The 22,268-nt window shown below is 54.2% G+C and carries 21 protein-coding genes; 11 read left to right on the top strand and 10 right to left on the bottom strand.

All coding sequences use genetic code 11. The annotated features are described in order from the left end of the window. Positions 1-2 precede the first annotated feature (2 nt). Genes HFD94_RS09245 through HFD94_RS09215 form a run of 7 tightly spaced genes read left to right on the top strand, consistent with a single transcriptional unit; the run spans position 3 to position 7,517 of the window. Positions 3-944 (top strand): ABC transporter permease, encoded by a 942-nt coding sequence (locus HFD94_RS09245; protein WP_122889394.1) that lies wholly within the window; start codon positions 3-5, stop codon positions 942-944. Then, positions 941-1,792: an ABC transporter permease gene (locus tag HFD94_RS09240; protein ID WP_062758884.1), complete on the top strand. Its 852-nt coding sequence runs from the start codon at positions 941-943 to the stop codon at positions 1,790-1,792. Before HFD94_RS09245 ends, HFD94_RS09240 begins: the two co-directional genes overlap by 4 nt. After that, positions 1,789-3,408, top strand: a complete 1,620-nt coding sequence (locus HFD94_RS09235; protein ID WP_122889395.1) for an ABC transporter ATP-binding protein — start codon at positions 1,789-1,791, stop codon at positions 3,406-3,408. The genes HFD94_RS09240 and HFD94_RS09235 overlap by 4 nt, the downstream gene beginning before the upstream one ends. Then, complete coding sequence (locus HFD94_RS09230; protein WP_167433055.1) at positions 3,405-4,412, top strand: putative FMN-dependent luciferase-like monooxygenase; 1,008 nt, start codon at positions 3,405-3,407, stop codon at positions 4,410-4,412. The genes HFD94_RS09235 and HFD94_RS09230 overlap by 4 nt, the downstream gene beginning before the upstream one ends. Then, entirely contained in the window at positions 4,409-5,509 is a 1,101-nt protein-coding gene (locus HFD94_RS09225; RefSeq protein ID WP_167433054.1) for an alkylhydroperoxidase domain protein, read from the top strand. Before HFD94_RS09230 ends, HFD94_RS09225 begins: the two co-directional genes overlap by 4 nt. Before the next feature lie 2 nt (positions 5,510-5,511). Beyond that, positions 5,512-6,651, top strand: coding sequence for an amidohydrolase (locus HFD94_RS09220; protein ID WP_089414757.1), 1,140 nt, complete (start codon positions 5,512-5,514; stop codon positions 6,649-6,651). A 20-nt stretch (positions 6,652-6,671) separates the two neighbouring features. Beyond that, positions 6,672-7,517, top strand: coding sequence for a VOC family protein (locus tag HFD94_RS09215; protein ID WP_122889397.1), 846 nt, complete (start codon positions 6,672-6,674; stop codon positions 7,515-7,517). A gap of 70 nt (positions 7,518-7,587) precedes the next feature. Here the strand turns inward: HFD94_RS09215 and fhuE are convergent, their stop codons facing one another. Continuing rightward, a complete protein-coding gene (gene fhuE, locus HFD94_RS09210) occupies positions 7,588-9,810 on the bottom strand; it encodes a ferric-rhodotorulic acid/ferric-coprogen receptor FhuE (protein ID WP_029519197.1) in 2,223 nt (740 codons plus the stop codon). 444 nt (positions 9,811-10,254) lie between these two features. Here fhuE and pagP point away from each other — a divergent pair, with 444 nt between their 5' ends. Further along, complete coding sequence (pagP, locus tag HFD94_RS09205; RefSeq protein WP_033768928.1) at positions 10,255-10,824, top strand: lipid IV(A) palmitoyltransferase PagP; 570 nt, start codon at positions 10,255-10,257, stop codon at positions 10,822-10,824. Between the two features lie 18 nt (positions 10,825-10,842). Here pagP and HFD94_RS09200 read toward each other — a convergent pair whose 3' ends face one another. Then, positions 10,843-11,949 (bottom strand): site-specific integrase, encoded by a 1,107-nt coding sequence (locus HFD94_RS09200; protein ID WP_122889398.1) that lies wholly within the window; start codon positions 11,947-11,949, stop codon positions 10,843-10,845. 306 nt (positions 11,950-12,255) lie between these two features. On the opposite strand from HFD94_RS09200, the gene HFD94_RS09195 reads away from it, so the two are divergent. Beyond that, complete coding sequence (locus tag HFD94_RS09195) at positions 12,256-14,430, top strand: TonB-dependent siderophore receptor (RefSeq protein WP_167433122.1); 2,175 nt, start codon at positions 12,256-12,258, stop codon at positions 14,428-14,430. 293 nt (positions 14,431-14,723) lie between these two features. Further along, positions 14,724-14,945 (top strand): hypothetical protein, encoded by a 222-nt coding sequence (locus HFD94_RS09190; RefSeq protein WP_010247042.1) that lies wholly within the window; start codon positions 14,724-14,726, stop codon positions 14,943-14,945. Positions 14,946-15,120: 175 nt separating this feature from the next. Here the strand turns inward: HFD94_RS09190 and HFD94_RS09185 are convergent, their stop codons facing one another. The 4 genes from HFD94_RS09185 to HFD94_RS09170 form a co-directional block, all read right to left on the bottom strand. Beyond that, positions 15,121-15,303: a hypothetical protein gene (locus HFD94_RS09185; protein WP_122889400.1), complete on the bottom strand. Its 183-nt coding sequence runs from the start codon at positions 15,301-15,303 to the stop codon at positions 15,121-15,123. Further along, entirely contained in the window at positions 15,300-15,938 is a 639-nt protein-coding gene (locus tag HFD94_RS09180; protein WP_010247041.1) for a TetR/AcrR family transcriptional regulator, read from the bottom strand. Before HFD94_RS09180 ends, HFD94_RS09185 begins: the two co-directional genes overlap by 4 nt. 171 nt (positions 15,939-16,109) lie before the next feature. After that, on the bottom strand, positions 16,110-16,421 hold the full coding sequence (locus tag HFD94_RS09175; RefSeq protein ID WP_052270719.1) for an antibiotic biosynthesis monooxygenase: 312 nt from the start codon (positions 16,419-16,421) through the stop codon (positions 16,110-16,112). Between the two features lie 111 nt (positions 16,422-16,532). Beyond that, positions 16,533-17,399: an alpha/beta fold hydrolase gene (locus HFD94_RS09170; protein WP_122889401.1), complete on the bottom strand. Its 867-nt coding sequence runs from the start codon at positions 17,397-17,399 to the stop codon at positions 16,533-16,535. Between the two features lie 175 nt (positions 17,400-17,574). On the opposite strand from HFD94_RS09170, the gene HFD94_RS09165 reads away from it, so the two are divergent. Then, entirely contained in the window at positions 17,575-17,976 is a 402-nt protein-coding gene (locus HFD94_RS09165) for a VOC family protein (protein ID WP_033773415.1), read from the top strand. 205 nt (positions 17,977-18,181) lie between these two features. Here the strand turns inward: HFD94_RS09165 and fetB are convergent, their stop codons facing one another. The 4 genes from fetB to HFD94_RS09145 form a co-directional block, all read right to left on the bottom strand. Beyond that, positions 18,182-18,961, bottom strand: coding sequence for an iron export ABC transporter permease subunit FetB (gene fetB, locus HFD94_RS09160; RefSeq protein ID WP_111534218.1), 780 nt, complete (start codon positions 18,959-18,961; stop codon positions 18,182-18,184). Continuing rightward, positions 18,948-19,616 (bottom strand): iron ABC transporter ATP-binding protein FetA, encoded by a 669-nt coding sequence (gene fetA / locus HFD94_RS09155; protein WP_122889402.1) that lies wholly within the window; start codon positions 19,614-19,616, stop codon positions 18,948-18,950. Before fetA ends, fetB begins: the two co-directional genes overlap by 14 nt. A gap of 298 nt (positions 19,617-19,914) precedes the next feature. After that, a complete protein-coding gene (locus tag HFD94_RS09150; RefSeq protein WP_033787078.1) occupies positions 19,915-20,403 on the bottom strand; it encodes a hypothetical protein in 489 nt (162 codons plus the stop codon). Between the two features lie 430 nt (positions 20,404-20,833). Then, on the bottom strand, positions 20,834-22,192 hold the full coding sequence (locus tag HFD94_RS09145; protein WP_060679398.1) for an esterase-like activity of phytase family protein: 1,359 nt from the start codon (positions 22,190-22,192) through the stop codon (positions 20,834-20,836). Between the last annotated feature and the right edge of the window lie 76 nt (positions 22,193-22,268).

Below are 22,268 nucleotides of genomic sequence, written 5' to 3'. Positions count from 1 at the left end.
GGATGCGTCATTATCTGCTGCAACGCGCTGGCCTGGGTGTATTGGTCCTGTGGGCCGCGTTTACCCTGTCGTTTGTGCTGCAGCAGGTGCTGCCAGGCGATGCGGTCCTGATCAAATTTCAGAATCCGGATCTCGGCCTGAGTCCGCAGCAGATTGCTGAGATGCGTCAGGCCTATGGCGCGGACAGCCCGCTGTGGCAGCAATATCTGCACACGCTGGTGGCGATGCTGCACGGCGACTTCGGCTATTCGGTGCAGGCGGGCGTGCCGGTCAGTGAACTGCTGACCAGCAATCTGCCTGGCACGCTGCGACTGGCCCTGTGCGGCTTTTTGCTGGCGACACTGCTGGCATTCGTGCTGGCGACACTGTCGCGGCTGCCTGCCCTGCGCCGCCTGCGTAATCTGCTGCAGTCACTGCCCGCGCTGTTTATCTCAGTGCCGACCTTCTGGCTCGGCATAGCCCTGATTCAGCTCTTCTCATTCCAGCTGCGCTGGATCCCGGTAATCAATCCCTCACCGTGGCAGGGACTGATTCTGCCCATTATTACGGTCGCCGTTCCGATCTCTGCGCCGCTGGCTCAGATTCTGTTGCGCAGCATCGATGAGGTTTCAACCCGGCCTTTTGTGGCGGTGGCGCGCGCCAAAGGAGCCAGCGAGCACTCTGTGCTGTGGCGGCACATCCTGCGCAACGCCATGCTGCCGGTGCTCACCGTGGCGGGCCTGCTGCTGGGAGAACTGATTGCCGGTGCGCTGATCACCGAAACGGTGTTTGGCCTGGGCGGTCTCGGTCAGCTGACGCAGCAGGCGGTGAACAATCAGGATGTGGCGGTGTTGCAGGCGGTAGTGATGATCTCCGCGCTGGGTTTTGTGGTGATCAACCTGCTGGTGGATCTGCTGATGCCGCTGTTTGACCCGCGCTTACAGCTGTTACGAGGTGCAACATGAGTCTGGTTGATTACGCTGCCGCGCGGCAACCCGTGGCGGCAAAGAGGCGCACTTTACAGTTTTCGCCGGGCCTGTGGCTTGCCGTTTCAGTCATGCTGCTGGCCGTACTGGCGGCCCTGTTCCCGGCCCTCTTTACCCAGGCCAGCCCGATTGAAGGCGTTGCGGGTGCACAGCGACTCGCACCGCAGGCCGGACACTGGCTCGGCACCGATCAGCTCGGCCGCGATCTCTTTGCCCGCATCGTTTACGGCGCGTCCCATTCGCTCTCCGCCGCCGTCATGGCGGTGGCGATCGGACTGCTGGCAGGTACCGCGCTGGGTCTGGTGGCAGGGTCTATCGGTGGCAAAACTGAATCAATTGTGATGCGCGCAGTGGATGTCCTGCTGGCGATTCCGGCGCTGCTGCTCTCTCTGAGCGTGCTGATTTTACTCGGCTTCGGCACCCTGAATGCCGCATTAGCAGTGGGCATCGCCTCCATCGCCAGCTTCGCCCGACTGGCACGCGCCGAAGTGGTGCGCATCCGTCACAGCGAGTATGTCGAAGCGGCTTACGGCAGCGGCGGCCGCTTTTTCAGCGTGCTGTGGCGTCACATTCTGCCCAATGCGCTGACGCCGGTGATCGCCTATGCCGCCCTGCAATTTGGTCAGGCGATTCTGGCGCTGTCGACTCTGAGCTTCCTCGGCTACGGCACCCCACCGCCGGTGCCGGAATGGGGTCTGTTAATCGCTGAAGGGCGTAATTATCTGGCTACCGCCTGGTGGCTGACCACTTTTCCTGGTGTGGTGGTGGTCGCTGTGGTGCTCGCAGCCAACCGCATCAGCCAGCAACTTTCTGGAGGACGCCGATGAGCGCTCAGCCGTTACTCGCGGTCAATAATCTGACGCTAAGCTATCACAGCGGCAACCGTTGGCAGCCGGTGGTACATAACGTCAGCTTCGAGCTGCAGCCCGGTGAGATGGTGGCGCTGGTCGGGGAGTCCGGCTCCGGTAAAACCACTACCGCACAGGCGATAATGGGTCTGATGGCGGAAAATGGCCGCCGCGAAGGGGGCGAAATCCTGCTCAACGGCGTGGATATCAGCCAGTGGTCGCAAAAGCGTTTCGATACCCTACGCGGTGCGCGCATCAGTCTGGTACCGCAGGATCCCGGTAATTCCCTGAATCCGGTGAAAACGGTCGGCGAACAGGTGGAAGAGATCCTGCGACTGCACCTGAAATTACCGTCAGCGCAGCGCCAGCAGCGGGTGGTTGACCTGCTGAATCGCGTCGGCCTTAGCCATCCGGAACAGCGGGTTAAGCAGTATCCGCATCAGCTGTCGGGTGGCATGAAGCAGCGGGTATTGATCGCCATTGCTCTCGCCCTGCAGCCGGAGATCATTATTGCGGATGAGCCGACCAGCGCGCTGGATGTCACGGTGCAAAAGCGCATTCTCGATCTGCTGGACAACCTGCGGCAGGAATCCCGCACCGCCGTGCTGTTTGTCACCCACGACCTGGCGCTGGCGGCGCAACGCGCAGATCGTATTATCGTGTTTCGTCACGGCGAGATTCAGGAATCGGGCCGCACTGAACAGGTTATCAGCGCGCCTGCTCATCCTTATACCCGTCAGTTACTGAATGATGCGGCACTACAGCGACCCGCCAGAGTTAAATCTGCAACCGCCCGTTTTTCTGCCCCCGCCATCCGGGCAACCGGCGTGATGAAAAGCTTTTCGCTGGGCAAACAGCAGCGTTTGCAGGCGCTGAACCAGGTCAGCTTTCAGGTGGCGCGCGGCACTACGCATGCACTGGTAGGCGAATCCGGCTCAGGCAAAACCACGCTGGCGCGCATCGTTATGGGTTTTGAAACCGCCGACAGCGGCGAGGTGACGCTGGATGGCATCGTGGTCAACGGATTACGCGGCGAGGCGCTGCGTCAGCTGCGGCGGAAGATCCAGTTTGTCTATCAGAACCCATTTGCCTCGCTCAATCCGCGTCAGACGCTATATGCAATTATTGAAGAGCCACTGCGTAATTTTGAGCGACTGAGCCGCAGTCAGCGCCGTGAGCGCGTAGAAGGGATGACCACGCGGGTGGCGCTGCCGCTCTCTCTTCTGTCACGTCATCCTCACGAACTTTCCGGCGGACAGCGGCAGCGTGTGGCGCTTGCGCGGGCACTGATCTGCAAGCCGGAGATTCTGGTACTGGATGAGGCGACCTCGGCGCTGGATGTCACGGTGCAGGCGCAAATCCTCGACCTGTTGCAGCAGCTCCAGGCCGAACTGGGTCTGACCTATCTGTTTATCACGCACGACCTGGCGACGGTGCGGCAGATTGCCGACAGCGTCACGGTGTTAAAAGCGGGCGAGGTCGCAGAGCAAGGTGACGTTGTCACGATTTTCAGTGCGCCACAGCATCCTTATACCCGGGAATTAATGGCTGCCATTCCTCCGCTTATTCCCTTAACCCACAAGGAGTCAGCATGAGCCGACGTCTCGGATTTTTTACCCGGCTGCTGGATAAGGTGCCGGCGAAACAGCGCTACCAGCTGGCCACCGAACAGATCCAGCATGCCGAACGCTGCGGATTTGATAATGCGTGGATTGCTCAGCACCATTTTCATCAGGATGAGGGTGGTCTGCCGTCGCCGCTGCTCTTCCTGGCGCATGTCGCCGCGCAGACCCGCACCATCCGGCTCGGCACCGCCATCATCACCCTGCCGATGGAAAATGCGCTGCGGGTGGCTGAAGATGCCGCAGTACTGGATCTGCTGGCAGATGGGCGGCTGGAGATCGGGCTGGGCTCCGGTGGCACGCCGGATTCGTTTTTGCCGTTTGGTCTGACCTTTACCGAGCGCGGTGCCGCTTTTGCCGACCATCTGCATACGCTGCTCAGCGCCTGGCGCGGGGATTCACTGGGGCATCCTGATAATCATCTCTATCCCGCCGCGCCGCAGCTTGCCGGACGGGTGTGGATCGCCACCTTCTCGGTTGAGGGCGCAATCCGTGCCGCTCAGGGCGGCCATGGCCTGATGCTGTCCCGCACCCAGCCGCGCCCGGCGGGCCAGTCTGAGCTGCCGCTGGATGCATTGCAGAATCCGCTGATCGATGCCTATCTTGCGGCACTTCCAGCGGGATCCCCTCCGCGCATCCTCGCCTCCCGTACCGCATTCGTGGCCGATTCTGACCGCTATGCCCGTCAGGTAGCTGAACCGGGAATTCGTCAGCAGGCTGCGCAGTATCGTGGCGAATTACGCGGTGAACGCTTTGATGACCTGCTGGCGCAGTTTGATGCCCATGTTGGCGGCATCGATCAGGTGCAGCACTCGCTGGCGCAGGACAGCACACTGGCGCGCGTCACCGACATCTCATTTCAGGTGCATTCGGTTGAGCCTTCGCATGCCGACACGCTGCGCTCGATTGAACTGATTGCCCAACATCTTGCGCCCGCGCTTCGTGCCGCTGGCGAACCTCACAGGAGAATTTCATGAATCAACCTGACGATTTGATCGCCACACTGGCAGATATCAATCCCGATTCCGAACTGGCCCATGCGCGCCAGACACGTCACGCCGCCACACAACATGCTCAGGGTAGCTACACCCTGTTGTTTAGCCAGGGTGATGAAGATTTTCCGCTGTCGGAGCGCCGTCTGCTGGCCGCACAGGTTGCCGGCTGGCATGCACAACCCGGCCTGCAGGCGCACTACCAGCCACAGGAGAGTCTGGCCGGGAGTGATCGGATCAACGCGGCACAGGCTTTTGCCCATCGCCTGACCTTTGAGCCGGTTACTGCTGCTCCCGCGCATCTGGAGGCTTTAAAACAGTCGGGCTGGAGCCTGCGCGGCATTGTCACACTGGCACAGCTGGTGGCGTTTGTCAGTTTTCAGAGCCGGTTGCTGACGGGTCTGCGCAGCTTACAGGGCGATGAGGCGTCGGGTGAGGTTGCCCCGGTAGTCGCCGGTCACTGGCACGAGGCCTTACATACCGCCAGCGGCAAAACTGCCCTGACCGCGTTTACGCAACAGGAACTCGGCTGGGAGCCATGGCTGCCGGCAAAGCCGCTGACGGAATTCAGCGAGGAAGAGCAGGCGACACTGGCAAAATTCGGTCACACCGACTCCGACTATTTTCGCCTGCTGGCGCGCAATCTGCCGTTGCTGGAGCAGCGCACCCTGACCGATAAAGGCATTTTTTATACCGCAGGAGGGCTGCCACGCGCCGAGCGCGAACTGGCTGCCACCGTGGTAAGTAAGGTCAACGGCTGCATTTACTGCGCCTCAGTCCATGCGCGTAAAGCCAGCCAGCTCTCAAAGCAGGATGAAGCGGTACAGAAGCTGCTGAATGTTGCACCCGGCGCGGTGTTATCTCACGGACACACCGCGCGCTGGCAGGCGATCATCGCATTCTCAGCAGCGCTGTCGCTGACCCCTGTCCAGCCGACACAGTCGCAGCTCTCTGCACTGCGTGAACAGGGTCTGGATACGCTCGCCCTGCTCGACCTGATTCAATCAACCGCCTTTTTTGCCTGGGCTAATCGCCTGATGCTGACGCTGGGCGAACCTTTTCTGCCGGAACAACAGGGATAATCATGACTTTGCCTTTAACCGACCAACTGGTGCAGTGGCGTCGCGAACTGCATCAGCATCCGGAACTTTCGAATCATGAATTTGCCACCACGGAACGTATTACCCGCTGGCTGGAGCAGGCCGGGATCCGGCTGTTGCCGCTGGGGCTGAAAACCGGCGTCGTGGCAGAAATCGGTCATGGCGAACCCCTGATCGCCCTGCGCGCGGATATCGATGCGTTACCGATTGAAGAAACCACCGAACGCCCGTGGCGATCACAGCAGCCGGGCGTGATGCACGCCTGTGGTCATGACGTTCACAGCGCCGTGATGCTCGGCGTGGCGTTACGGCTGAAACAGCAGGAAGACGCACTGCAAGGCCGGGTACGGATTCTGTTTCAGCCCGCTGAAGAGACCTTTAATGGCGCACGTCAGCTGATTGATGCCGGTGCGCTGGAAGGCGTTCAGGCGATATTTGGCCTGCACAACGCGCCCGACCTGCCGCTGGGCACACTACGTAGCCGGGCGGGTGCGTTTTATGCCAACGTAGACCGCTTTGTTATCCGCATTGAGGGCAAAGGCGCCCATGCCGCACGACCGCAGGAGGGCATCGATTCGATTGTGATTGCCAGCCATATCGTAACGGCTCTGCAGACCCTGCCGAGCCGGGTATTCAGCTCGCTGGAAACGGTGGTGCTGAGCGTGACGCGCTTTACCGCCGGTAATACCTGGAATGTGCTGCCACAAAGCGTTGAGCTGGAGGGCACCGTGCGCACCCACAACACCGAAATCCGGGCGCAGATCCCGCACCGCATGCGATCCCTGATTCAGGGTATTGCCGCCGGGTTTGGTGCGACCGCCGAACTGGAGTGGACTGAAGGACCGCCGGCCCTGATTAATACGCCAGGCTGGGTGGATGTTGCGCTGGACGTTGCCCAACAGAGTGGCTATCTCGCGGAGCACGCTGAGTCGCCGCAAATGGGAGGAGAAGATTTTGCCTTCTATCTGCAGCAGGTGCCGGGGGCGTTTGTCAGCATCGGCAGTGCCAGCGAATTTGGTCTGCATCACGCCGCCTTCGATCCTGATGAAGCGTTGATTGGCCCGGCGGTGGACTACTTCACGCAGCTGGTGCCACGCGCGTTGCAGATTGTGGCGGCGAAATGACGAAAAAAAGGAGTGCTGCTATGTCAGTTCAGGTTCCACAACCGATTCTTGATCATGCTGTGATTAATGTGGCCGACCAGCTCGACAGCGCCAGCGCGCGCTTCCGAAGGCTCGGCTTTCAGCTCACTGAACGGGGTCATCACTCGCTGGGATCGAGTAATCACCTGGCTATTTTTGGTGAGAACTACCTGGAACTGCTGGGCTATGAGACGGGCAAAGGGAGCCAGCGCGCCGATCTCTGGCAATCGCCGCTGGGATTGAGCGGTCTGGTGTGGAAAAGCAGCGATGCAGAGAGTGAGTTTCAGCATCTGCAACGGCAGGATCTGGATGGCGATCCGCCAGCGGCTTTTCATCGTCCGGTTACCCTGCCCGACGGTTCGGTGAGTGAAGCGCACTTTAGGACCGTACGGATTCGCCCTTCGCTGGTACCCAATGGCCGCAGCTTTTTTTGCCAGCATCTGACGCCCGAAGCGGTATGGCAGCCGGCATGGCAGCGTCACCCCAATGGCGTGCGTAATATCAGTGAGTTTGTGATTGTCGCGCAGGATCCGGCGCTTTCAGCGCTGGTCTATAGCCGCCTGTTTGGGGCCGCTAAGGTGCTCGCCTGTCCCGAAGGCGCCTTTGTCCTGCGCGCGGGTGCTGCCACGGTTCGTTTTGCTTCGGCAGACTATGCGCAGCAGCGATTTGGCCCGCTGCCGGAAGACTATGATGGCAGCGCCCGCATGGTTGCGCTGGGTTTTGAGACGGAAGATCTCGACCTGGTGAAACGCGCGCTGGTGACGGGTGAAATTGCCTTTCATGAGCAGCCCGAGGCGATTGTGGTGGAGTCTTCAGAAGGTTTTAACCTGGCACTGCGGTTTACCTGAGTACAGATTTAGGAGGGGATGAAAAACGCCTCAAGTGAGGCGTTTTTCACAGGCTTTACAACGACACAAATCAGAAGGTGTAGCTGGCAGTCACTGAGAAATTACGCGGTTCGCCGTAGACTACGGAGCTGGCCACGTTAGTGTCATACTCTTTGTCGAACAGGTTATTGAGGTTGCCCTGCAGCGACAGATTTTTGTTCACCTGATAACGGGCGAAGAGATCAACCAGCGCATAGCTGCCCTGACGGGCACGCCAGGTGCCATTGCCTTCCGGGCCACCGACATCATTCCAGATATGTGTCTGCCAGTTCACACCGCCACCCAGCGTCAGCTGCTGCAACGTCGGCAGGCGATAGCTGCTGAACAGGTTAAAGCTGGTCTGCGGCAGTTGCGGGTTAAAGGTGCTGCCATCGCGGTTTTCCGCAATGTAGCGCGTGCCGCCCAGGGTCATCTGCCAGTTGTCGGTTAATGCGCCGTTGACTTCAAACTCCACGCCACGACTCACCACGCCTTTACGGCCAATGTACGCGACATCACCTGACCCCTGAACCGTCTGAGTGGTTGCTTCACCGACATTATTCAGCTCGGTGCGGAACACCGAAATCGAGGTGGTGAAGCGACTATCCATCCAGTCAGATTTCAGGCCTGCCTCGTAGTTTTTGCCGATAACGGGCGACAGGAAAGCGCCGCTGGCATCGCGATAGTCCTGTGGCTGGAACACCGAGGTATAGCTGGCGTAAGCCGACCAGTTTTCAGCGAAGTCATAAATCAATCCGCCGTAAGGGGTGGTGTTATTTTCTTCCATTTCACCGCCTGGCGTTTCACGGTTCCAGTTAGTGTAACGAGCACCGATAATCAGGTGCAGCGGATCGGCGAGCGACAGACGGGTCGCCATATAAGTCGATTTCTGGCGAACCAGTTGGGTATCGCTTGCTGGCAGACGCGGCGTCCAGGCCGATTCCGGATACTGACCGTTAAACTCGTTGTAGTTGCCCAGCGACTCCGATGAGATATTCTCAAAGGTACTGAAGTACTTGTTATCCTGGCGGGTGTAATTGACGCCGACCATCAGCTCATGCTGACGACCCAGCAGTTCATAAGGACCGCTGGCGAAGGCATCAACGGCATCCACTTTACGTTTACCGGTGTTGTAACCGGTCCCGCCTACCACCGGATAGTTGGCATACGAAGAGACGCCCGCCCCGGTGTTACGATCGAAATAGCCATCAAGATAGATCTGCTTACTGTCGAGGCGCATCTCGTTGTGCGCGCCGTTCAGCGTGATGTTCCAGCCGTTATCGAAGTCCTGTTTCAGGTTCACAAAGACTTTACGGTTCTCTTTATCGTTGTAGGCCCAGTCAGGTGCGGTGTTGTAGCCGCGTCGGGTATGTATCTGCGTGCCGTCTGTGTACCAGCGCGGCGCGCCACCCCACATGGTGGAATCCGTATTGACCTGGCTGAATTCATAGCCGACCGAAAGCGTGGCAGAGTCGGTCAGGTCAGCGTCAACCACGCCATAGATAAACTGTTTTTTGGCGCCGTAGCGCTCTATGAAGCTGTTGTTATCCTGCCAGCCCGCGATCAGCCGGCCACGAACATTGCCGGAGTCACTGAGCGGAGCAGAGAGATCGGCCACGTAACGCTGCTTATTCCAGCTGCCGTAACTGGCGGAGACGGTGCCGCCGAACTCTTTGCTGTCGGCGTGTTTGCGCACCATATTGATGGCAGCTGATGGATTGCCCGGTCCGGTTAACAGACCGGTCGCTCCGCGCACCACTTCAACGCGCTCATACATTGCCATATCGGTCTGCGCATCGCCCAGGTTCCAGCGAGCGGCAAAGGCAGTAGGGATACCATCGACCATGTAGTTGTCGATCATAAAGCCGCGCGCATAGTAGTTGGTGCGATCCATATCACCACTGATACCGCGAATACCGGTGGTATTTGCGAGCACATCATTCAGTGACTGGAGTTGCTGATCGGCCATACGCTGCTTACTGACGATGCTGACTGACTGCGGGACATCACGTACGGTGCCCAGCATTTTAGTGCCCGCACGGGTAACCGGTACGCTGTAATCAGTGGCGGGCGAAGCGGCTACGGCATCATCGGCTGACGCGCTGACCGTCATAGTCTGGTTATCGCTGGCAGCGGGTGCGCCGGTCTCTGCGGCATGAGCAGCGTTATGCGCCAGCGACGAGGCGACGATGACAGCCAGCAAGGAGAAGCGGAATGGACGTTGCAGAGCAGAAGTGTCCGTTGCCCTGGGGTGTTGAAGATCGAAAGCGTTCATTAATTCCTCAATTATCTTTATGTTTTTATGCTGCCACTGTCACGACCATGCTTCCTGCGGACATCGCTGCCCTGCTTATGGTTTGAGGAACCAGAAACCTTTCCCTGAGCGCCTGCGCGCGGGTGTGATGAACTTCTAAAAAAAATGAGAAATATACGCATTGCGATTATCATTGCAAGATTTTGTTAGCAAACAATACGAATTTTTTCAGGAAATTGTCTGCGCGTGAAAGGCGGCTGGAGGGTAATAAAGGCAAGGAGGCGTTTATGGGGTCAGCGCGCCCGCTGACTTGTCGGAGAAGCAGGGCTGCTGCATCATTTTTTGATAAAGATAAAATCCTGTAATGGCCGTTCATTGAACTGTAGTTGTCACTCCTGATGCCACAATATCCGTCTTAAATCTTTTATCACCTTATTTAACACCAGATATTGCAGGAATTCGTACGTGCGCAAAATTTCAATGCTTAAAGCGCTGATAACGACCACCGTTTTCAGTGTTTTTTCAGCCCACTCCGCCACACTTGTGGAGACCGTGAGTGCGGGCTGGGATAATTTCAGTGATAAAGTCGCCACAACCTGGCAGCAGCCTGAAGGTTACGACTTTTATCTGCCCGCGATTACCTGGCACAACCGTGCCACTTACGATCGTGAACACATCAATAAATATAATGAAAGACCCTGGGGCGCGGGCGGAGGTATCTCCCGCTACGATGAAAAAGGGAACTGGAACGGCATCTACTTAATGGCGTTTAAGGACTCCTTTAATAAATGGGAACCCTTTGGTGGCTATGGCTGGGTGGCAACCTGGCGTCCGCTGGCCGACCAGAATTTTCACTGGGGCGCGGGTTACACGGCGGGCTTTACCGCACGGCACAACTGGGATTATATTCCGGTGCCAGCGCTATTGCCGCTGGCCTCTGTCGGCTATGGCGATCTCGATTTCCAGATGACCTATATTCCCGGCACCCATAACAACGGTAACGTCTATTTTGCCTGGCTGCGCTACCACTTCTGACAGTTGCCGATATAAGCGTTAGCGTGACATCGCCATGAGCGAGAGATCGTCCAGCGTGAGGGTTTCGCCATCATAGCGATGACGCAGCAGATGGTAGCTTTCGCATTCAATAATCTGCTCAACCGCGTCCGAAAAGATAGTCATGGCGCTGCGCATCTGGCTCAGATAGTCATGGGTGTCATAGACCCGATCGATTCCTTCCAGCGCATGGTTCATGATTTTTCGGGCGACGTCATTAGGCGTGTCGAGCGCTGAGAGTTTTGAACGTGCAGTCCTGCGCAGATCGCGCGGGGTAAACGCCTCCAGTCCCAGCCCACGGGGAGCGCGGATCATCCGGCGAAGTGCCTGATTCAGCGCGCCTTTTGACAGCGGCTGTTGCGGATCGCGTGGCGCGGGCACCAGCCAGGGTGAGGCTGGTTCGGCGGCGCGCAGCAACGCTTCGATGCACTGACGCATCAGCGGTGAAATGGGCAGCACATGCTCCCGCTGCGATTTATTGCGCGTACCCTGCATCCACAATCCTAATTGCAGATCGAACTCCGCTTTCTGCGCCTGCACAATTTCATCCGGCCGCCGGGCGCTGACCAGGCATAAACGCAGCGCCCAGCGCGCCTGTTCCGAGAGTGCCCAGTTATCCAGCCCGTGCCAGAACACCCAGATTTCTGCATCGGTAAGTTGCCGACTGCGCGGCGGCGTAGCGCGACCCGCGACATCACGCTTTTTCATTGAAGCGATGGGTGAATGATCGAGATAGCCCTGCATCTCGGCCCAGGCAAGAAATTGTTTGGTCAGCGCGAACACCCGCCGCGCCTCCTCTTTTTTACCGTCGGCGATCAGAATGTTATAGAGCCGGTTAAGGCGTAAGCGGTTCAGCGTTTTGAGTGGCTGCGAACCGATGTTCGGCAGGACATGTTTCAGCAATGAGGAGATGGCGATCTCAGGACGACGCCGGCTGATCAGCAGCGAGAGTTTTACCCAGACCTTCATTACCTGCTCCACCGTGCCTTCATCGCCAAAATTATCCAGCTCACTAAGTGAAGCCTTTTTAACCTGCTCCAGCCAGAGCAATACATGGCGGCCTACGTGGGCTGAACGCGCAGGGATCTGTGTCAGATCTGGGGTCACATTTATACCTGTTAGACATGAAGAGCGGGCCATTCTATCCATTGTTTATCTATGACTCCAGACCTAATAAGTCTGGAGTCATAAAGACGCGTTCTGATGAAATCTGAGGAAGTTTTCGGGTGATGACCAACAAGTAAAACTAACGTCACTTCTCCCTTCTGGTCACGGTTATGGCGAATAAATAGCCCATTGTTAAGGAATGTAAAGGTGGCTTACCGCGATATACAATGATAACTATTATCATTATCATACGCATTTGCTTACATGCCTTAATACTTCAGGGAGATTTTCTAAGTGAATGTAACCATGCGTGTCCATAAGCGCCCTGTTGCGCTACTGCTGGCCGGTTTATTGAGTACCTCTGCTAACGGCGCTAATCAGGAAGAGACAGAAAAGCTGGCTGATGATGAGACGATGCTGGTCACCGCTGAACAGGAGCTGAAACAGCAGCCTGGCGTTTCGGTGATCACCTCGCAGGACATTGAGAAAAACCCGCCGGTCAACGACCTTTCCGACATTATCCGTAAAATGCCAGGCGTTAACCTTACCGGCAACAGCGCCAACGGCGTACGCGGCAACAATCGTCAGATCGATATTCGCGGCATGGGGCCGGAAAATACGCTGATTCTGATCGATGGTGTGCCGACCACCTCGCGCAATTCGGTGCGTTATAGCTGGCGCGGCGAGCGCGATTCCCGCGGTGACTCAAACTGGGTACCACCAGAAATGGTTGAGCGGATTGAAGTGATTCGTGGACCGGCGGCAGCGCGTTACGGTTCCGGCGCGGCCGGTGGCGTAGTTAATATCATTACCAAACGCCCGACCAATGACTGGAGCGGATCGCTGTCGCTCTACACTAACCAGCCGGAAGATGATAAAGAAGGCGCAACCCGCCGCGCTAACTTTAACCTGAGTGGTCCGCTGGCGGGCGATGCTCTGACCATGCGGCTCTATGGCAACATCAACAAAACCGACAGCGATGCTTTCGACATTAACCAGTCGCACAATGGCTCCGGCGCCGCCGGTCGCGAAGGCGTTCGCAATAAAGACATCAACAGCGTGCTGTCGTGGAAGATCACGCCATTACAGGTGCTGGATTTCAGCTACGGATACAGCCGTCAGGGCAACATTTATACCGGTGATACCCAGTACAGCAACGGTGCCGGTAATGCCTTGATCGAATCTCTCGATGGTTCAGAAACCAACCGTCTGTATCGTCAGACCTGGGGCCTTGCGCATAATGGCATCTGGGACTGGGGACAATCTAAGCTCACCTTTAACTATGAAAAAACCAATAACACCCGCCTGAATGAAGGCACGGCGGGTGCGGGTGAAGGCCGGATCAACAGCAACACGTTCTCAACCAGTCGCTTTGAAAGTTACCGGGCAGGAGGCGAAGTCAGCTTCCCGCTGGAACTGCTGCGTGAACAGACCGTTACGCTGGGAGCCGAGTGGAACCGTGATGAGCTGAACGATCCAAATTCAATGAACGGCACCAGTGCGCCTGGCGTATCCATCGACGGTGTCAGTGGTGATGCGGGCAGCCGCAACAGTAAAAACAGCGCAACGCTGAGCTCACTCTATTTTGAAGATAATATTGCTGCGACCGATAGCACTGAAGTGATCCCCGGTCTGCGTTTTGATTATCACGACACCTTTGGTGCGAACTGGAGTCCGTCGCTCAATATTTCTCAGGCTCTGGGAGAAAGTTTTACCCTGAAAGCGGGTATCGCCCGTGCGTTTAAAGCCCCTAACCTTTATCAGTCCAGCGAAGGCTATTTACTGGCGACGCGGGGAAATGGCTGTCCGATCAACGTTACCCGTGGCAGTTGCTATCTGCTGGGCAATGAAAATCTCGATCCTGAAGTCAGCATCAATAAAGAGCTGGGTATCGAGTTCAGCCAGGATGGCTATGTTGCGGGTATCACCTGGTTCCGCAATGACTATAAAAACAAAATCGTCTCCGGGACGGAGGTGCTGGGTTACGCCTCTAATGGTAACAATATCCTGCAATGGAGTAACGGCGGCAAAGCGGTAGTGGAAGGTCTGGAAGGCAATTTCACTATCCCGCTGGTCAGTGACGAGCTGGAGTGGCGGACTAACGCAACTTATATGATCGAGTCGAAGGATAAAAAGACCGGCAATCCGCTGTCGATTATTCCTGAATACACGATCAATACGATGCTGGACTGGCAGGTGACGCAGGATTTCTCCACTAATCTGAACTGGACGATGTATGGCCGTCAGAAACCACGCCAGTATGCGGAATCCCGCACAGAAAGCAATTCAATGTCGAATCGCGAAGTCGGCGCTTATTCAGTATTTGGGGTCAATTTTAATTATGACATCACCAAAAATCTGCGTGCCAATGCCGGGATTAATAACCTGCTGGATAAGCAGCTATATCGCGAAGCTGATGGTGCATCAACCTATAACGAACCGGGACGCGCATATTACGCCGGGCTGACAATGTCCTTCTGATCTGCAGCAGCGCTTCCCGGTGGAGGCGCTGTTTTTTCGTCGTCGTCGAAAAACCCTCTGTTTACACTCCCCCTATTAATCTTCTCAGTGCTAATCTCTGGCTGCCGCTTAACGAGCCGGAAAGTATCTGGCTCACGGGTATGGCATTAAATACTTACATTCCCTCTGGAAAGCGTAACGACAGGTAACTAATGTCGTGATTCCTGTATCCCGGCCAGCGAAACACCCCAGAGTGCGGCTATGCTCTGTCGGGTTCAACCTGCAACTATAACTAACTATCAGGATATTAAGTGATGAAAAAATTATCAGTTATCGTTATTGCTACCGGACTGTTTTTGTCGGTGAATTTACAGGCTAATGCCCAGGGCTGTCTTAAGGGAGCCGCAGTAGGCGGCGTCGCAGGTCATGTTGCTCATCATGGTGTGGCCGGTGCCGCAGCGGGCTGCGCAGTCGGTCATCATATGGCGAAGAAAAAACAGAAAGAGGCTGAGCAAAATCAGCAGTCTCAAAAATAAGCTGAGGCGGTAGCACCGATGTAAATCAGCCGATTACCGGGCAATGATGATGTCCGGTGATCGCTGAGTGATAACCATCCTGAGTCTGTTGACTCACAAAAGCACGGCGAATTAAGGGCAGCCGGTTATGCTAATTATATTTATTTGAACCCGATGTCTTTAAAGGTGCAGTGATTTAGGTGAGTGACCAGAAATTTGAATAAGGCACGCCTATTTTTAATTCAGACAGTGGAAAACTTCTTTTGAAAAAACGTCCTTTATCGACCCAGCCGCACAATGCCATGCCATCTGAATATTCAATTACCACCATTATTCTTCTTCTTTTTTTTCGCCGAACAATGGTGCCCACTTCAATCATGCGGATGCCTTAACCGCACTATTGCCGGTTACGTCATGGTTGTCTGAAAGTATCGTTCTGACAATGAAGTCATTACTTTTTCTCAGATCTCCAATCTCTGGCTGGAGTTTTCCATATATCCGCATACCTTCCATCATCATGAAAATGCTGTGAGCCATTACTCGCGCATCTTCATCCTGGCGAAATACCCGCTGATCCTGGCCTCTTTTTAAGATATTCTCTAACTCGTTAATTAAACGGTTAAATTTAAAGGAAACTTTGCCTTTAACCTCTTCGTCTCCGGGTAAAAGTTCACTGGCTGCCGCAATAGTAAAGCACCCTTTCTCTCCGGCAGGAGCAGATGATAACTGAGCCACAAATTCGAGCGTTTCTCGCAAGGCAGCTTCTGGCGACATTTCTGCATTTCGTTTCACTGTCCTTGAAATGCCTTCATCCATGTATCTCTGCAAAGCAGCCAGGTAGATAGCGCGCTTATCGGGATAAAGTTTATAGATGCTGGCACTTGCCAGACCCGATGCTTTCATTAGGTCAGCCATAGATGTTGCCTGATATCCCGTCTGCCAGAAGCATTCAAGTGCGGTGTTGAGGAAGGTCTCTGGATCGAATTCTCTGGGTCTGCCTGCTGATGCTTTCATAAGGTTCTCCTGTGCTGACGATTGATTGTAGATCGATCAATCTACAATTAAAAGGCTTTATCTAAACCTTGTGTTAAAAGTCATGCTTTTCGCCTGGTAAAATTTAATGCTGAGTCAGCGGACTAACACAGGTGAGAGATTGGCCGCCTTCTGGCGGCGGCAGGCAAATACTTATAATGGGATTACAGTCTGGACCTGATGTTGAAAAACGTAGGGATCTGATAACAACTCATATTGTTCATCATCCGGATAGGTAACGGCAATCTTATACTGGTCGCCTGCAAAGGCTTTGATGGCTTCTAAATCTTCCCAGTACGTCGCAAGGAAGAAATGTTCCCATTCGCCCTGCGTTTCTCTGCGTACATAGGCTCCCAGATTCCCTGGCGTCGCTTCTGAATGTTCAACACCAGTCTTCTGCAAGTGAGTTGCAAAACCTTCGGCGTGCCTGACCGGTACGCATCCGTGCCATGTTCTGACAATCATGTTGCTATCCTCATGTTGTTGAAGAGTTTTAACCATAACATGACAATGCAGGAACAACGATTCGTTCTCTGTGGTGGAGAATGGGATGTTATGTTACTGCGCACCGGCCAGTTAAGGATTCTCATGCAACAAAAAATGCCGGAGCTCAGTGGTAACTTCTTCTGGTGCTTCTTCAGCCATATGGTGACCGCTGGCTATCGCTTTACCCCGAACATGCGGTGCCCAGGATTTCCAGATGCCCAATAGGTCGCCGTAAATATCTTCCAGATCATCATATTTTGACCATAAACAGAGCGTCGGGCATTCAATCAATCGCCCATTCCGACGATCATAAAGCTCATGCTCTTTGTCTATAGTAAGACCGGCACGATAATCCTCGATCATCCCATGTACAGTCTCCGGATCGTGTATAGCTCGTCTGAATTCAATGTATTCATCATTCCCCATTGTTTCGGGCTGGCCTCCATACCACTTGTCCGGATCGGCTAAAATTGCCATTTCGGGTTTTTCAGGCTGAGCGAAGAAGAACCAGTGATACCACTGTCGGGCAAACTTCTCGTTACATCGGTTGAGCGCTTCAAGTATGGGTATACAATCCAGTACAGCAAGTCGTGTAATTCGCTCAGGGTAATCAAGTGCGGCCCTATATGCTGTATAACTACCTCTGTCATGTCCCACAAGCGCGAATTGATCAAAACCTAACTGGCTCATCAACTCAATACAATCTTTCGCTTTAGCTCGCTTAGAAGAACCAGCATGATTGGGCTCATCTGCAGGTTTAGATGAGCGGCCAAATCCCCTTAAATCGGGACAAACCACGGTAAAAGATTCGGCAAGTTGCGGGGCCACCTTTGACCAGGTTACGTGGGTGCGGGGGTGTCCATGCAACAGCAAAACCGGAGGACCATTACCTCCATAGCGAACATTTAGCACTGCTTCAGAAAGTCTGATTTGTGTATGAGTAAATCCCTCAAACATTTTTTTATACCCGCGCCATGAATTTATAAAAATTATAGGCTGATGTCAGCTGATGTATCTTTATTGCAACGGCTGAATACTGTGATGACTGAATCAATTCACTTAAACCAGGGATACTCGTTTGTGTTAAAACAATGTTTCAAGGCAACCAGGCCTGAAACATGACGGAGCAGAAATGAGAACGCAGAAGCGATGTATGGGATATGTGGCCATCGTGGTTGATGACTATGATCGGGCAATTGAGTATTACACCGAAAAGCTGGGTTTTACCCTTGTTGAGGATACACCGCAGCCAGGTAAACGCTGGGTTGTAGTTACACCTGACCCTGAAAGCGACTGCAATCTTCTTCTGGCTCGCGCTTCAAATAACAGACAGGAAGGTTTTATTGGCAATCAGTGCGGCGGAAGAGTATTCCTTTTTCTGCAGACGGATGACTTCTGGCGAGACTACAAAGCCATGAAATTGAAAGGCGTTACATTCTCCCAGGAGCCTCGTGAAGAGGAGTACGGAACCGTGGTGGTTTTTGAAGATCTGTACGGCAACCGCTGGGACCTTTATCAGAACAGGCAGAATTAAACACCAAAGCCAGTTGTGTATCAGGCATTCAGATGAACAATCAAAGCACGAACCCTGCAGGGATATTTCAGATCAGCGGGGAGTTTTTTGCAGCATCCCCTGAGCACTCAGCTGTCAGTTAAGCGCTCGCAAGCAACCGAGCGCGTCTGATAACAGACTTACTTTCCTCACCAGCTATAACCTTCAGATCCGCCAATCAGTTTCGCTAATCCAGCGATCTATCCGATATTTTTAGCTGCGCCCTGGCATTATAAAAACGACGATAGGATAAATAGACAGCAATGATCGTTGACAGACTGGCAGTTCCTATCAGCATAAACGTAACCATAATCTGATACTTAATCGCCTTGAGCGGATCTATTCCGGCGAAAATCAGTCCGGACATCATCCCTGGCAGGCTGACCAGTCCGACGGTTTTGGCAGCGTCCACCGTCGGCATCATGGCTGTACGAATGCTGTCGGCAATGATGCGGCCCGATGCCAGCTTCACCGATGCGCCAAGGCTCAGCATCTCCATAATTTTCTGCTGGTTGTCGCTGAAGCGCTGGTTCAGGTTGCTGTAACAGAGCCCTACTGCGACCATGGCATTACCGGCGATCATGCCCGTGATGGGGATGACCTGCATCGGAACAAACGCTATCGCCCCGCTCAGCACCAGAATCGTCAGCGTGATAACGGTGCCACTAAAAATAGCGACAAACGATATCGTAAAAGCGTTATCAATATTTCGACCGCGTTTACGGGTGTTGATCGCGGCATTAACGCAGATAAACAGCACCATCAGTACCGTCAGCCAGCTGTTATTAACATCGAAGATCGACTTCAATACAAAGCCGACAATCACCAGCTGAATTATCGCCCGGAATACACTCCAGAGAATATCTTTGCTCATGCCGAGCTTTTCTTTCTGGCTGATAAGCAGCGCTATAGCCACCAGCGTCAGTGACAGCAACAGCGAGGTGTCACTGATATTATGCTGATTCACGCTTATTCTCCTTTTCTGGCGGCTCAAGGCGAAGCACCTGCTCAGCCTGCTGAATATCGTTAACATCATGGCTGATCCGCACCACGGCTACCTTTTCTTCAGCTGCGATCCGGTTAATCAATGAAAGTACTGACAGTCTGTTCTCTTCATCAAGGGCGCTGGTGACTTCATCCAGCAACAGCACCTCAGGCATAAACTGCAGATTGCGCAGTAGTCCGACACGCTGTTTTTCTCCGCCTGATAGTTGTTCAACAGGTTTATTCAGCATATCCGGAGAGAGATTTACGCTTTCCAGCGCAGCAACAAGTTTGTCCCGCTGAGGTTTCTGACGGCGAATCTGCCATGGCAGCGCCAGGTTGTCATATACCGTCTGACCAAACAGTTGCGGCGTCTGAAAACAGTACGAGACCTGCTGGCGATAGGCCTCTGCTCTCAGCGTGGTGATATCACTGTTCCTGAAGAAAAGTTGCCCGGAGGTGGGGGTAATCAGCGCAGCAAGGATTTTGAGGAAGGTACTTTTTCCGCTTCCGGATGGGCCGGTCAGCAAGACGCAATCACCCTGATATAACTGCAGGGAGACCGGTTTCAGTAGCTGACGATCCCCGACTGAAAAAGCGACGTCCTGCACATCCAGCAGGAGTGAAACTCTGTCCATATTTACGCCTCAGGACCTGACAAATTGAGTGTTGTCAGTATCAAAAAAAGCAGGAGTTACCCTTCACAGTCAGATTACCGGTACTGCATGTTGCAGCGCGATCGCACTGCTGTCGTGGGCGCGGCAAATGTACATCAGACTATGAAATATAAGGCATTTAATTGCGGCTATGCATTTTCTGAGTAAAAAAATAAATGTGTGAAGGTGTGCGCCAGCCAAAACTTAATACGATCCTGCGCGAGGAACGTGGCAGGTACCGGGTTTGGATCAGAGTGGCAGACCCGCTGCCACCCGACAATTATTTGTTTTCCCAGCTGGTTGAAACCGGGTTGGTTACGGTGTTTTTTTCCTGAGTATAGGTGCCGTTCTGCTGCGCAATGGCTTCACCCGTGTCCACAATGGCATTCTGAATAAAGACGTTCTGCCCGTCCCCCCTGACAAAGGTTAACTGATGAAAAGCGGTTTTATTGCCCCAGTCAGCAGAAGGCAGAGAGATAAAACGCACGGTGAAAGTTTCATCATCAAACTTGCCCTGCATAACGTAAACGCCGTAGTGGTTTTCGCCCTGAGAAATGATTTTATAGGTACCGTTGTCGTAATAATAAATCTCCGCATCCGGAAACGGCTTTTTGTCATACATTTTTCGGTAGTGCAGCACCTGTTTGATGGTGGGCTGGCCGAAGCTGACGGTGAGGTTTTTACCCTCTGCCGACGTCGTAAGACCTTCAGCGTGAACACTGCTCATCAGCATTAACAGACTTGTAGCGGCCATTGCGGTTGCTTTCACTCTCTTTCTCCTCAGCGGATTATGGGGACAACAAGCGTATAAGACCCCAGAACTTACACGGTGGTGAGTATCTGTTGAAGAGGCAGATAACACATTATTACACAATGTTATAATCACGCCCTGTAACCTGGCGACTTGAGCCGTAGTTGACCGGGTTGCCCGATATCGAAAGCGCTCGGATGCAGAAGGAAGCGGTTATCGCATTGAAAATAAAAAATAAACGCCAGGCTGACGTTTAAAGTTCGCCAGTGACGCTTAATGCCGCAACGCGGTGGAAAGCTGTTTAACTGCTTAAACGAATATCGGTCTGCTGCCGGCCGCTATAACAAAACGGCGCAGACCGATCTTTCGCGGGTAAATCCGGGCTGTATCCTGCTCTTTTACAGAAAGTCAGGCACTAAGCGCAGACAGCCCAGGGCAAGGGGAACGTTTATTTCAGCGGTTCCGGCAGCGTTACGATCCACAACTCGCTGTCCGACTCCGGTTTCTTCAGCGGCTTCACGCCGATCGTCGTTGCAACCGGCTCACCCTCTACAGTAAGTTCCCCCTTTTCGTTCAGCCGATAATCCTTGCGCTTCTTACCTTCCACCGGATTTTGCATGACCGTTTTCACGCCGAAGTCATTGTCATTGGCGACCGCCAGCGTTTTACTGTCGATCAGCGCCAGTCCTTCGGCCTTCTCCTGCTGCCAGCCGAGTTGACGTAAATCGACCACCAGCGTTTTAGCTGCGAGCTTAATGCCTCGCTGCGCCAGCGCTTTCTCGTCGTCCGACTCCGGATACTCACCAGGCTTATCGAATGCGGCAAGATCGGTAGCCGCACTGAGATCCACCTTATAGATAAGGTTGCGCATCGCGTCGTTTTTATCGCTGCCTTGTTCAATCAAGAGAATATGCTGATTATCGAGCGCCACGATATCGCCAATTTTGGCGTCGCTGTTTTTACTATAAGCCTCGCTGTCGATAGGGTATCCATACATCGCGGTTTTACCGGTCGCCGGATCGAAGCTCACCAGCCGGGTAAAGCGCGCCTGCTTTTTACTTTTACCGTCGATATCCAGCGTACTCTGCACCGCGGCGATGATGCGCCCGTCCGGCATACGGGTAAGCCCTTCAAAACCACGATTAGGCTGACGCCACTTAAGAATATTAGGCAGTCCGCCCGCAATGGATTTTTCCCCTGCCATGGCCTGCGGCCCGTGAATCGCCAGAATCTTGCCGCGTTGATCAACGTTAATCAGAAACGGGCCATATTCGTCGCACAACCAGTACCCGCCCTTCCCGTCCGGCGTAATGCCTTCCGTATCCAGACCACGGTTATCGCCCTTCAGCACTTTCAGTGTGTCGCTTAACGCGACTTCATTGGTTGAGCCGATGACACCATCCTGTAGCGGCAATCCGTTGATATTGCCCTTGTCGTCATGCAGCGGTCGGGCGTCCGTGGCTTCTGCTTTGCCGTTCTGCACCCGAATATTCATCAGCAGCGGAGCGAAATCTGGCGTGACGAAAATTTTTGACTCATGTTTGTCCACATCGGGTGAGTCGGCATTCGGCCCACGATCGGTGACGGTCGCGAAGGTGAGCGCATCCCCCTGCTTACCGGTAAACAGCAAACCGGAGCCGATTCCCACCGGCAAACCATCCGGAAACGCACTGGCGAACGCGCCGCTGTAGCTCACGCGCGTACCTTCCGGAAAACTGACGATATAGTGCTCAGCCGGAGGTTGCGCCGCAAGACCAGAAAAAGAGAGCGCACAACTGATAATCAAAGAAATCGTTTTTATTTTCATAATATTAAAATCCATGAGGGAAAGCTGACAGCGTAAAGACGATAAATGACAGGAAAATGATATTTGCGGTAAAAAC

Source organism: Pantoea sp. EKM20T (assembly GCF_011800485.1).
Taxonomy (GTDB): Bacteria; Pseudomonadota; Gammaproteobacteria; order Enterobacterales; family Enterobacteriaceae; genus Pantoea; species Pantoea agglomerans.
This window is presented reverse-complemented; position numbering and strand designations above follow the sequence as displayed.